Origin of the sequence: Dyella dinghuensis, assembly GCF_003977615.1 — a bacterium.
Taxonomy (GTDB): Bacteria; Pseudomonadota; Gammaproteobacteria; order Xanthomonadales; family Rhodanobacteraceae; genus Dyella_B; species Dyella_B dinghuensis.
In genome coordinates this window covers 213264-225786 of record NZ_RYZR01000008.1, presented here as the reverse complement: position 1 = coordinate 225786, position 12523 = coordinate 213264, and the positions used below count along the sequence as shown (strand labels likewise).

General features: G+C 60.1%; 12 protein-coding genes. 10 read left to right on the top strand and 2 right to left on the bottom strand.

The window, feature by feature from the left end; all coding sequences use genetic code 11:
* Positions 1 to 115 precede the first annotated feature (115 nt).
* On the bottom strand, positions 116 to 3286 hold the full coding sequence (putA, locus tag EKH79_RS18050) for a bifunctional proline dehydrogenase/L-glutamate gamma-semialdehyde dehydrogenase PutA (protein WP_126675242.1): 3171 nt from the start codon (positions 3284 to 3286) through the stop codon (positions 116 to 118).
* 469 nt (positions 3287 to 3755) lie between these two features.
* On the opposite strand from putA, the gene EKH79_RS18045 reads away from it, so the two are divergent.
* From EKH79_RS18045 to EKH79_RS18025, 5 genes are read left to right on the top strand one after another with little or no spacing between them, the layout of a single operon-like run.
* The gene (locus tag EKH79_RS18045; RefSeq protein ID WP_199754380.1) at positions 3756 to 4238 is read left to right on the top strand and encodes a DUF2244 domain-containing protein; all 483 of its coding nucleotides are present in this window, start codon (positions 3756 to 3758) and stop codon (positions 4236 to 4238) included.
* A gap of 19 nt (positions 4239 to 4257) precedes the next feature.
* Positions 4258 to 5223 carry a cytochrome c oxidase subunit II gene (gene coxB, locus EKH79_RS18040; RefSeq protein ID WP_126675241.1) on the top strand — a complete coding sequence of 322 codons (966 nt, stop codon included), beginning with the start codon at positions 4258 to 4260 and terminating at the stop codon, positions 5221 to 5223.
* 60 nt (positions 5224 to 5283) lie between these two features.
* On the top strand, positions 5284 to 6906 hold the full coding sequence (ctaD, locus tag EKH79_RS18035) for a cytochrome c oxidase subunit I (protein ID WP_126675240.1): 1623 nt from the start codon (positions 5284 to 5286) through the stop codon (positions 6904 to 6906).
* A 4-nt stretch (positions 6907 to 6910) separates the two neighbouring features.
* Positions 6911 to 7093 (top strand): hypothetical protein, encoded by a 183-nt coding sequence (locus EKH79_RS18030; RefSeq protein WP_126675239.1) that lies wholly within the window; start codon positions 6911 to 6913, stop codon positions 7091 to 7093.
* Between the two features lie 39 nt (positions 7094 to 7132).
* Complete coding sequence (locus EKH79_RS18025; RefSeq protein WP_126675238.1) at positions 7133 to 8020, top strand: cytochrome c oxidase subunit 3; 888 nt, start codon at positions 7133 to 7135, stop codon at positions 8018 to 8020.
* A gap of 252 nt (positions 8021 to 8272) precedes the next feature.
* On the opposite strand, the gene EKH79_RS18020 is transcribed toward EKH79_RS18025, so the two are convergent.
* Positions 8273 to 8488 carry a twin transmembrane helix small protein gene (locus EKH79_RS18020; protein ID WP_126675361.1) on the bottom strand — a complete coding sequence of 72 codons (216 nt, stop codon included), beginning with the start codon at positions 8486 to 8488 and terminating at the stop codon, positions 8273 to 8275.
* A gap of 59 nt (positions 8489 to 8547) precedes the next feature.
* Between EKH79_RS18020 and EKH79_RS18015 the strand changes: the two genes are divergently transcribed.
* From EKH79_RS18015 to EKH79_RS17995, 5 genes are all read left to right on the top strand, one after another.
* A complete protein-coding gene (locus tag EKH79_RS18015; protein ID WP_126675237.1) occupies positions 8548 to 9285 on the top strand; it encodes an SURF1 family protein in 738 nt (245 codons plus the stop codon).
* The gene (locus EKH79_RS18010) at positions 9282 to 9851 is read left to right on the top strand and encodes a hypothetical protein (RefSeq protein WP_126675236.1); all 570 of its coding nucleotides are present in this window, start codon (positions 9282 to 9284) and stop codon (positions 9849 to 9851) included. The genes EKH79_RS18015 and EKH79_RS18010 overlap by 4 nt, the downstream gene beginning before the upstream one ends.
* Entirely contained in the window at positions 9851 to 11008 is a 1158-nt protein-coding gene (locus EKH79_RS18005) for a COX15/CtaA family protein (protein ID WP_126675235.1), read from the top strand. Before EKH79_RS18010 ends, EKH79_RS18005 begins: the two co-directional genes overlap by 1 nt.
* The gene (gene cyoE, locus EKH79_RS18000) at positions 11005 to 11907 is read left to right on the top strand and encodes a heme o synthase (protein ID WP_126675234.1); all 903 of its coding nucleotides are present in this window, start codon (positions 11005 to 11007) and stop codon (positions 11905 to 11907) included. The genes EKH79_RS18005 and cyoE overlap by 4 nt, the downstream gene beginning before the upstream one ends.
* A 283-nt stretch (positions 11908 to 12190) precedes the next feature.
* Entirely contained in the window at positions 12191 to 12445 is a 255-nt protein-coding gene (locus EKH79_RS17995) for a hypothetical protein (protein ID WP_126675233.1), read from the top strand.
* Positions 12446 to 12523 lie beyond the last annotated feature (78 nt).

Below are 12523 nucleotides of genomic sequence, written 5' to 3'. Positions count from 1 at the left end.
TACACCGCGCGAAGCGCACAAAACCTATTGAGTGTGCTTCGCACAACATATTGAGACTGGATTCCCGCCTACGCGGGAATGACGGTGAGGTAATTTTCAACGGTCCGGAGAGGATCTACTCGCCGATGGTCAGCAACGACGCGTTACCACCTGCAGCCGTAGTATTGATCGTCAGCGTGCGCTCACCCGCAAAGCGAAGCAGATAGTGCGGACCGCCCGCCTTCGGACCCGTACCCGAAAGGCTTTCGCCACCAAATGGCTGCACACCAACCACCGCACCGATCTGGTTGCGGTTGACGTAGCAGTTGCCAACGCGTGCATGACTACGGATGTATTCAACGGTATCGTCGATACGGCTATGCACACCCAGCGTCAGGCCGTAGCCGGTAGCGTTGATCGCGTCGACAACCTTCGGCAGATCGCTGCCTTTCCAGCGAATCACATGCAACACCGGGCCGAACACTTCGCGCTTGAGCGTATCGAGTGAAGGAATTTCATACGCACGCGGCGCGAAGAACGTGCCGTTTGCGGTGGCCGCCGGATCGAGCTTGGCTTCGGCGATTTTCTTCGCTTCCTTGTCCATGCGTGCGGCGTGGTCATTGAGGATCTTCAGCGCGTCGTTATCGATCACCGGGCCCACGTCGGTGGAAAGCTGGCCGGGATCGCCGACTTTCAATTCCGCCATCGCGCCGGCAAGCATGCCGACGACTTTGTCGGCGATGTCTTCCTGCACAAACAGCACGCGTGCGGCCGAGCAGCGCTGGCCGGCGGACTGGAACGCAGAGGCGATCACGTCCTTTACGATCTGCTCCGGCAACGCGGACGAGTCGGCAATCATGGCGTTCTGGCCGCCGGTTTCGGCGATCAGTGCAGCGATCGGCGCATTACGTGCCGCGAGCGCACGATTGATAGCCCATGCGGTTTCAGTCGAGCCGGTGAACGCAACGCCTGCTACGCGCGGATCTTTCGTAAGCGCGGCACCAACGACGGCACCATCACCCGGCAAGTACTGCAGCACATCGGCGGGAACGCCGGCGTCTTGCAGCAACTTCACGGCCGCGTAGCCGATCAGGCTGGTTTGCTCGGCCGGTTTCGCAATCACGCTGTTGCCCGCAGCCAGCGCCGCGGAAATCTGACCGAGGAAGATCGCAAGTGGGAAGTTCCACGGGCTGATGCAGACGAACACGCCACGGCCGTTGAGGAACAGCTGATTGCTCTCACCCGTCGGGCCCGGCAACTGTTCCGGATGGCCAAACAGGCGACGCGCCATCGCTGCGTAGTAACGCAGGAAATCGGCGGCTTCGCGGATTTCAGCGATCGCATCCGGCAGGCTCTTGCCCGCTTCACGCACGCACAGCGCGATGAATTCGGCGCGGCGCGCTTCGAGTTGTTCGGCGGCGTGCTCGAGAATCGCCGCGCGGCTGGCGGCAGGCAGACGATCCCATGCCGGTTGTGCGGCAACGGCGTTGGCGAGCGCTTTGTCGACCAGCGCAGCATCGGCGCTGACGTAGCTGCCGATGACTTGACGGCGATCCGCTGGATTGGTGACCTGCACGGTCGGACCATTACCTTGCGCGTTTGGCACCAACGGACCGGCGGTCCACGGACCGGCGTTTGCGTTGACTGCCTCGGCGAGGGCCTTCAGTTCGTTGTCGTTGGAGAAGTTGACGCCCATGGAATTCTTCCGAAGTTCACCAAATAAATTGACGGGTTGCGGAATGCGCGGATGCGCATAGCTACCATGATTGACCGCTGCGTAACGGCGGACCGTTTCGCACGGATCGGCGACAAGCTCGCGCACCGGCAGCGTTTCGTCGACCACGCGATTGACGAAGCTGGTGTTGGCGCCGTTCTCAAGCAGTCGTCGCACGAGGTACGGCAGCAGGTCTTCATGCGTGCCGACGGGCGCATACACGCGGCACGGCACATTCAAATTCTGTTTGCCGATCACTTCGGCATACAGATCCGTACCCATGCCGTGCAAGCGCTGGAATTCGAACGGACGTCCACGTGCGATGTGATGCACGGCTGCAATCGAGTGCGCGTTGTGCGTCGCGAACTGCGGATAGATCAGGTCGCTGCCCGCGTCGAACAGTTTGTGCGCGCAGGCCAGATACGACACGTCGGTATTGGGCTTGCGCGTGTAGAGAGGATAACCGGAAAGGCCGGTTTCCTGGGCGCGCTTGATTTCGGCATCCCAATACGCGCCTTTCACCAGGCGCACGTACCAGCGGCGGCCGCTGGCGCGTGCGGTTTCGATCAGCCAATCGATGACGAACGGTGTGCGCTTGGAATACGCCTGCACCACGATGCCGAGACCATTCCAGCCTTGCAGCGACGGATGCGCGAACACATCGCCGATGATGTCGAGCGAGAGCTCAAGACGGTCTGCTTCTTCGGCGTCGACCGAGAGCGCGATGCCTTGCTTCATCGCCAGCTGGGAAAGTTCCAGCAGCTTGGCGGTAAGATCGCGGCGTGCGCGTTCGCGATTGGCCACTTCATAGCGCGGATGCAGCGCGGAAAGTTTTACCGAGATTGACGGCGCATCGGTGTGATTGGCGAACGGCCCGCGCGAACCGATGGCCGCGATGGCCTTGCGGTAATCCTGCTGATAGCGTTCGGCGGTTTCGCTGGTGAGCGCCGATTCGCCGAGCATGTCGTACGAATAGCGATACACCGCGTATTCGGGCTTGGCGCAGCGGTCGAGTGCATCGCCGATGGTCTGCCCCATCACGAACTGATGGCCCATGATGCGCATCGCCTGACGCACGGCCAGGCGAATCGCCGGTTCACCCGCGCGGCCGACAAGACGGCGCAGCGCGCCGGAAAAATCGTGGCGCGTGTCTTCGGTGAGATTCACCAGCTTGCCGGTGAGCATCAAACCCCAGGTGGATGCGTTGACGAACAGCGACTCGCTTTGGCCCAGATGCTTCTTCCAGTTTGCATCGCCGAGTTTGTCGCGGATGAGTTTGTCCGCCGTGGCCTTGTCCGGAATGCGCAGCAGGGCTTCGGCCACGCACATCAGCAGCACGCCTTCTTCGCTCGACAGGTCGTACTGGCGCATGAAGGATTCGACGGCGCTTTGATCTTTCGCGCGCGCGCGAACGCGGGTGACGAGATCGGCGGCAACGTCGATCACTTTCTCGCGGTCGGCCGGCGGCAAGGTCGCCTGGGCGAGCAGGTCGTTGACTGCTTCCGTTTCGTCGCGAAGCCAGGCGGCGGTAATGCGCGCGCGGGCGGCGTCGGCGCCGGTGGGCAATTCGGGGGTAAGAATGGGCTGGGTCACGATGGCGTGGCGCGCTGTAGGGCTTTTGGGGGAATTGCGAATTGTAAGGCCGGGGGCGCTGGGGTGCATCCGTACTGCCAGGAAGGGTGAATTTGCCAGAACGGAGGCTCTTTAGCCGTCGTCATTCCGGCGCAGGCCGGAATCCAGTGTCCTCACGGTCGGTGATACGTCTTCGCCCATATGCTTTCGCCACTGGATTCCAGCCTGCGCCGGAATGACGAGCAAGAGCCGCGGAACGGTGTGGCACTTCCAAATCGGCGGCCGCGACAATTTGTAGCAACCCGTCACACAACACACTTCTCACATCGCAAATCCGTGACAGCGTCAGCACGTGCGCGCGTATTCGCAAATCTTCGCGCAGAAAGGGCTTTTTCAATGCTTGCGCAACGAGTGCTCAGCGCTGCACCCATCCTTGCCGGGATGTGCGTCGCGGCCTATGATCGGAACGTTCCAGGCACGCCGGACTACCATGATCGTGCTTCGACCAGCCCTCGGCGGCCTGCCGTACGTGTTGTGGCTTCGGCCCAACCGCGTACTCAGCCGACGCGGCCTGCGTCGCCTCATCATGGTGTTGGCTGCGCTGGCGTTGATAACGGCAGGTCTGGGAGCGTGGCAGGGCGATGTGTTCGCGCCGCTGTTCGCCCTGATCGAGGCTTCCGCTGTGGCTATCGCACTTAGCGTGGCCTGGCGAGCCGGCGACCGCAGCGAACGCATCACCCTCGACACTGAGTCGCTGGAGGTGCAAACCCTGCCAGGTCGCCGCTGCACGCGCTTCCAACCCTATTGGGTGCGCGTGCTGCTGGAATCAGGGGAGGGGCGTAACCGATTGTTGTTGTCGTCGCACGGACGCAGGCTGGAAGTCGGGGCTTTCCTCGGGGATGAGGAGCGCAACGAGCTATTCCGGAAACTCAAGGTGCTGCTGACGGATTTCCAGTCCCAGGCGCGCAGGTAGGTTCAACAAAGGTGCAAACATGATATCTGGCGGCATCAAGCCTAAAGGTAGTAAAGGCATAGTCAGGGCGTTGGGAGTGGGGGCCCTGAGTTTGATCGGCATGGGGTTGTTCGGAAGCACCGTCCTGGCCAACCCAGAGCCCGGGCAGCTGAATCTCACACCGGGCGTGACCACGTATTCCAACGTGCCGTACATGCTCAACAACGTGGCGCTGGGCGTCTGCGTTGTCATCGGCATCCTGGTCTTCGGCGCGATGTTCATCGCCATGTTCCGCTTCCGCAAATCGCGCGGCGCGGTGGCGGAGAAGTGGGCGCACAACACCACGGTCGAAATCATCTGGACCGTCATCCCGATCATCATCCTCATCACGCTGGCGTGGCTGGCGACCGATGGCTTGCGCCAGTTCTCCGATACGACCGGCGCGCAGATGACGGTGAAAGTCACCGGTTATCAGTGGAAGTGGCGTTACGACTACGTCGACTACCAGGGCAAGGCGATCAGCAACGTTGGTTTCCTGTCCAAGCTCGACGATCAGAGCAACGCCACCCGCCAGCTCAATTCCGGCCTCGATCCGTATGCGGTCAAGGTGGGCGATGAGAACGTCTATCTCTTGAATGTCGACAAGCCGCTGGTGGTGCCGGTCGACACCAAGATCCGCTTCGTCATCACGGCCGACGACGTGATCCACTCGTGGTTCATTCCTGCACTGGGCTGGAAGATGGATGCGATCCCGGGCGTGGTGAACGCGACGTGGACCAACATCAAGGTGCCTGGCGTGTATCGCGGCCAGTGCGCGGAGTTGTGCGGTCAGGATCATGGCTTCATGCCGATCGTGGTGAAGGCTGTCTCGAAGGAAGACTTCGCCAAGTGGCTGGCCGATCAGCAGAAGCCCGCTACGCCCGCAGCACCGGCGCCAGCGTCTACCGCTGCCGCGCCTGCGCAGGCAACGGCGCAGGTCGCTCCAGCGCACGGCGCACAAGGTTGATTCACCGGCTGCTACGTGCAGTTCACGACAACGCATTCATTTAGGTAGAGGTTCAAGGTTATGGCCCACGAAGCCGCCCACGACCACCACGATGAGCATCACGATCATCATGAGCACCAGAGTTTTTTCCAGCGTTGGGTGATGTCCACCAACCATAAGGACATCGGTACGCTGTACCTGGTGTTCTCGCTGCTGATGTTCTTCATCGGCGGCAGCTTCGCGATGGTGATTCGCGCGGAGTTGTTCAAGCCGGGCATGCAGCTGGTGCAGCCGTACTTCTTCAACGAAATGACTACGATGCATGCGCTGGTCATGATCTTCGGTGCGGTGATGCCTGCGTTCGTGGGTCTCGGCAACTGGATGATCCCGATGATGGTCGGCGCGCCGGACATGGCGTTGCCGCGCATGAACAACCTGTCGTTCTGGATTCTGCCGTTCGCCTTCGCGCTGCTGCTCTCCACGCTGTTCCTGCCGGGCGGTGGCCCTGCCGGCGGCTGGACGATGTATCCGCCGCTGTCGCTACAGAGTGCATCGCTTGCTTATGTGGTGTTCGCCGTCCACTTGATGGGTATCAGCTCCATCATGGGTGCGATCAACATCATCGCGACCATCCTCAACATGCGCGCGCCGGGCATGGATCTGCTGAAGATGCCGGTGTTCGTGTGGAGCTGGCTGATTACCGCCTTCCTGCTGATCGCGGTGATGCCGGTGCTCGCGGGTGCGGTGACGATGCTACTCACCGACAAGTACTTCAACACGCACTTCTTCGACGCCGCCGGTGGCGGTGACCCCGTGCTGTTCCAGCACGTGTTCTGGTTCTTCGGTCACCCCGAGGTGTACATCATGATCCTGCCGGCGTTCGGGATCATTTCGGAAATCATTCCGACCTTCTCGCGCAAGCCGATCTTCGGTTACAAGGCGATGGTGTTCGCGATTGCGTCGATCGCGTTCCTCTCCTTCATCGTGTGGGCGCACCACATGTTCGCGGTGGGTCTGCCGCTGGGCGCCGAAATCTTCTTTATGTACGCGACGATGCTGATCGCGGTGCCGACGGGCGTGAAGGTGTTCAACTGGGTCGCCACGATGTGGGGCGGCTCGATGACCTTCGAAACGCCGATGCTGTTTGCGGTGGCGTTCGTCATCCTGTTCACCATCGGCGGTTTCTCCGGCCTGATGCTCGCGCTGGTACCGGCGGACTTCCAGTATCACGACACGTACTTCGTGGTGGCACACTTCCACTACGTGTTGGTGACCGGTGCCATCTTCGCAATCATGGCCGCGACGTATTACTGGATTCCGAAGTGGACCGGTCATATGTACAGCGAGTTCTGGGGCAAGGTGCACTTCTGGAATTCGGTGATCTGGGTGAACGTGTTGTTCTTCCCGCAGCACTTCCTGGGTCTGGCCGGCATGCCGCGCCGTATTCCGGATTACAACGTCGCGTTCGCCAACTTCAACATGATCAGCTCCATCGGCGGTTTCCTGTTCGGTGCGTCGCAGCTGATCTTCCTAGGCGTCATCATCCATTGCGTGTGGTTCTCGAAGAAGAAAGCGACCGATCGCGTGTGGGAAGGTGCCAAGGGTCTGGAGTGGACGTTGTCCTCGCCGCCTCCGCATCACAGCTTCACGATCGCGCCGGTGATTCACGACGACGAACTCGCGCATGGCCACGTTGAGGATTGATCGCATGAAGCTCGATCATCGCTCGCTGGAAACGGGACAGGAACAACGGTTGCGTCGCGCGCGACGCACCGCGGCAATCATCGGCATCATTGCCTTCGCCGTGTTCGTCTTCTCCATCGGACAGATGCTCTGGCTACAGCATCATCCGCAGATTCATCAGCACCAAATCGATTCACTCATGCAGTAAGGCACGTAGGTAACCTGGAACGTCTACGGGAAACACACCATGGGTCAGCAGCAAGACATTTACTACGTACCGAGCAAGAGCCAGTGGCCGATTGTGGCTGCGGTGGTCATGTTCCTCACCGTGTTCGGCGCCGCACATTGGCTCAATGCGGAACCGGGCGATACCGGCTTCGGCAAGACGGTGTTGATGATCGGTTTCATTGGCATCCTGCTGATGTTCTTCGGCTGGTTCCGCTCGGTGATTCACGAGTCGATGGCCGGCAGCTACAACACGCAGGTGGATCGCTCGTTCCGCATGGGCATGATGTGGTTCATCTTCTCCGAGGTGATGTTCTTCGGCGCGTTCTTCGGTGCACTGTTTTACATCCGCATGTTCTCGGTGCCGTGGCTGGGTGGTTACGGCCATGGCGTGCTGACGCATCAATACATCTGGAGCGACTACGCTGCATCGTGGGGCTCGGGCGGCGGTAACGGCCCGGCGCATGTCGGCGGTGCGTTCGAAACGGTGGGGCCGTGGGGTCTCCCGCTGCTCAATACGCTGATTCTGCTTAGCTCAAGCGTCACGGTGACCATTGCGCACCATGCGCTTATCGCCGGTCATCGCAAGAAGGTGTTGCTGTTCCTGGGGGCCACTGTGCTGCTGGGCGCCTCGTTCCTGTACTGCCAGGCGCACGAGTACATGGAGGCCTATAAGGAACTGAACCTCACGCTCGGTAGTGGCGTGTATGGCTGCACGTTCTTCATGCTTACCGGCTTCCACGGTCTGCACGTGACGCTGGGTACGATCATGCTGGCGATCATCTGGCTGCGTGTATTGGCTGGCCACTTCAGCAAAGAGCACCACTTCGGGTTCGAAGCGGTTGCCTGGTACTGGCACTTTGTGGACGTGGTTTGGCTGGGGCTCTTCATGTTCGTCTACATTCTCTGAGCGCTCGGTGCTCAGCAAAAAAGCCCGCCATTGGCGGGCTTTTTTGTGTCTTGCCTTCCTACACGCAGCAAACGCGGGCGCTAAATGTCGCGGGCCGGGCGTCGAAGCAAGCGTCTCGTTACAATGGCTTTTCTTGGCTCGTCATTCCGGCGCAGGCCGGAATCCAGTGACGACAACGCCGGTAATTTCAGGAATGAGTGAAGTCAGCGGACACTGGATTCCGGCCTGCGCCGGAATGACGAGCGAGGCGGCTTATTGACCCACCCCATGCGGGTGAATCCAGCCAAGCTTGATACCAACGATCACCATGGCGATGAGCACCAAGGAAAAGCCAATGCGCCGCGTCAACGCCCAAGCGGTGCGTTTGCTCTGATCCTTGTCGGTCATCATGAAATACAGCGCCTGGCCCAGGTTGAATATCACCACCAGGAACATGATCACCAGCGCGACTTTGTAAATGGTTTCCACGTGATTGACCTGAGTAGATCCGACATCGTCAGTATAGCTATCCAGCGCGGAGGCACCGCGTGAGCTGGATGCGCAAGCCATCGTGGTGGTCGGTGTTGCTCACCATCGCCGGAGCCCTTGTTTTCGTGCGTCTTGGCATCTGGCAGCTGCATCGCGCTGATTACAAAGACGAACTTCTGCGACGGTATGCCGCAGCGGCAAGCGCACCCGTGCAAGCCTTCGACGCGGTTGCAGCACAGCCTCCACAAGACGCTTATCCGCGCGTGCGCGTGCAGGGCACGTATAGGGCCGATCGCCTGTATCTGCTCGACAACCCCAAGCACGACAATCTCGGTGGCGTCGAAGTTTTCGCACCGTTTCAGCTGGATGGACAACCTCGGCTGCTGATGGTCGATCTCGGTTTTTTGCCGGGCAACGGCACGGATAAAGCGCCTCAGCTGCCGCCGCTGCCATCCGGCGAGCAAACCCTGCAAGGTCTCTACGAACCGCCGCCCGGGACCGGATTCGAAATGGGCGGCAATGCGCTGGCTCAGCAAGCGCAGTGGCCGAAAACGTCGATCTATCTGGAACTCGATCAGGTCGCCACAGATCTTCATGCGCAGCTCTATCCACGCGTGCTGGCGCTGGACGCCGATCCGGCGTCGATCTACGTGCGCGTGCACACACTCGATCTTTCATCGATGCCTCCGGCACGGCATCGCGCGTATGCTTTTCAATGGTTCACCTTTGCCCTGGCGGCAGTGGTGATTTTCCTGGTGCTGCATCGGAAGAAGCGTCCGACCAAGAGCAAGTCATGAATCAACCCAATCCAAAAGCGTTACGCACCAGCCGTCTGAAATTCCTGCTGATCATTCTGGTATTTGCTGCGCCGATCATTGCCGCGGGTTTGCTGAACCTCAGTGGTTGGCAGCCGACCGGCAAAGGTTTTGGCGAACCGATTTTTCCACAGCGGAATTTCGAGCAGGAACATGTGCAGATGCGGCTTGCCAGTGGACAGCTGTGGGCATGGCGCGATAGCTCTCCGCGCCTGACGCTCATCGCACTGGCGGGGCCAAACTGCGCGGCAAATTGCGTGGATACCTTGACCAAGATGGCCGCAGCACGCATCACGCTCAACAACAATGCATCGCGATTGCGGCTGCTTTACGTCGGCCAGCCGCCGGTGGACGCTGCGACCAACGGCATGGAGAACTATTGGCAAATTGGGACGGACGTGAACAATGCCCTCGCCAAATTCCAGCCCTCCACGCCCGATAGCGTGAGCGCATTACTTGTGGAATCCGACGGTACGGCCTTAACGCTGTATCCTGCGGGCTTCGATCCGAGCGGCCTGCGCAAGGATCTGCAGAAGGTTATCCGTTGATGTTGCTGCGTACCCGCAAAATCGTGCCTTATCTGGCCATTCTGGCGGCCGTGTTCGCCTTCGGTCTGGTGATGTTCGGTGCATTTGTTCGTCTTTCCAATGCGGGCCTGTCTTGTCCGGATTGGCCGACATGCTACGGGCAGGCTACGTGGCCGCATCATGCGCAAGCGGTGGCGACAGCCGATGCCGCGTTCCCGGATCGCCCCTATGAAGCGGCGAAGGCATGGCGCGAACAAGTGCATCGCATGCTGGCCGGAACACTCGGTGTACTGGTGCTTGTACTGGCGCTGGCGGCAGCACAACGCGATCGGCTCACGCAGTTGGGCATCGTCATCAGCGCGATATTCGCCGCCATAGGCGTGACACTTTATCTGCACGGCGAGCGCGATGTGTCGTCGGGATTGGCGTTACTCGCCATCCTGTTACCGACAGCCGGTGCATGCTGGTTGCGCGAACGTGCTTCGTTGAAGATGAGCGTGCTCGCACTCGCTGTCATCATTTTCCAGGCGATGCTTGGCATGTGGACGGTGACACTACTGCTCAAACCCATTGTTGTGATGGGACACCTGATTGGCGGCATGACGACGTTCGGATTGCTCGCGTATTCGGCACTTCGTTGCAATGGTCTTGGCACAAAAGATGATCGCTACGCCACGCTGCGTCGCGCCGTCGTCATCGGCATCGTGTTGCTTGCATGCCAGATTGCTCTGGGTGGCTGGACATCGGCCAATTATGCCGCGCTAGCGTGCGGCACCGATTTCCCAACATGTCTCGGTCAATGGGTGCCGCCGACGGATTTCAAACAAGGCTTCGTGCTTTGGCGCGAGGTTGGTGTGAACTACGAGGGCGGTATTCTGGATATGGCGGCGCGCAGCGCGATTCAGATCACGCATCGTATTGGTGCGCTCGTCGTGTTCTGTTATCTGGGGTGGTTGTCGTACCGGCTCGCAAAAAGTGGATTCCGCTTCGGCGGTATCGGTGTCGCAGTCGTGCTTGTGCTTCAAGTGTTGCTTGGCATCAGCAACGTCCACTTCGGTTTGCCATTGCCGGTCGCCACGATGCATAACGGCGGCGCGGCACTTCTGCTTTTCACATTGCTAGCGAATTTCGCGCGCCTGCAACCGTGGCGTTCCGATGAAATGGAAGCCGTGGTATGAGTCTGGCTCGTGAATACCTGCAGCTCACCAAGCCACGCGTTGTGGCGCTACTGGTGTTCTGCGCCGTCATCGGCATGTTTCTCGCGGTGCCGGGCATTCCGCCGTGGCGCGCGCTTGTTTTCGGCACCCTCGGCATCTGGATGGCATCGGGCTCCGCGGCGGCGTTCAATCATCTGATCGACGAACGCATCGACAAGCTGATGGCGCGCACTGCGCGTCGTCCGCTGGCTACCGGCAAACTCAATGCGCATCAGGTTCTGATTTTTGCCGTTGTGCTGGGTATTTTGTCGATGGTGATACTCGGCATGCTGGTCAATATGCTGACCGCTGTACTCACGTTTGGCGGCTTGATCGGCTACGCACTGGTCTACACCGCCTATCTGAAACGCGCTACGCCGCAGAACATCGTTATCGGCGGCCTCGCGGGTGCGATTCCCCCGGTGCTTGGATGGACAGCTGTAACAGGGGCACTTCATCCCTTTGCGCTGCAAATGTGCCTCATCATTTTTGTATGGACGCCGCCGCACTTCTGGGCGCTGGCCATCTTTCGCCGCGACGACTACGCCCGCGCACAAATTCCGATGCTGCCGGTGACGCACGGCGTGCGCTACACGCGCTGGCAGATTCTGCTTTACACAATCCTGTTGGTGATCGTGAGCCTGCTGCCCGCCATCACCGGCTACAGTGGCTTGATCTATTTCGGTGGCGCTGCCGTTCTCGGCGTAGGGTTTCTGTATTACGCCATTCGCCTGATGAACCCGCCGGACGAATTCTTCGCCATGCGCGTTTTCAAGTATTCGATCATCTACTTGATGGCACTTTTTGCTTTTCTACTGGCCGATCACTGGCTTATGGGCCCCCTCGCACAGCAAGGCGCTGCGCTGCATCAGGCTGCTTAAGGAAGGTTTATTTCCGAGGGTTGACAGCCTTGCACCGCAGCATGACAATGCACGCGCCCACCGGCGCACTTATGGCCGACCGGGCCTCTGTCCGAACTAACCAAGGCATATGGACGTTTACCCTAGTCGCAACGTCGACATCCGCGAGCATCGGGTGCCGGCATTGCATAACAAGCTGATCGTTCGCGGCAACCGCCAGCGGTTGGCCGGCGCTTTCCTCGACTAGGGAAGTCCGGCCCGCTCCTAACGGTGCCGTGAGCACCGTTTTTGAGGAGATGGGCCAATGAAGCTCCTTCGCGATTTCTTTCGTCTTCGCACCGCTGCGCGGTTTCCCCTGACCGGCCGCCGCGATGTCGTGCGCGCACCCCGTACCGTTACCGTTCCTCAGCCGCTGAATAATGCGGCCGACCGGGCTCCGATCGATATGCATTGGCAGATCGAAGCCGCCCAGGGTCGCCCCCTGTCTCGCTGGCACGAGCATTCCTCGGCGGAGTCGCCGCGCACGTCTCGTCATCTTCATCTGGTATCAAGCCACTGATGCGCCATTCCCGGCTCCCTAAGGGTTGGCCTCCACCAGCACCGGTTAGCCGGTCTGGGGAGCGTCACCCTGGACGCG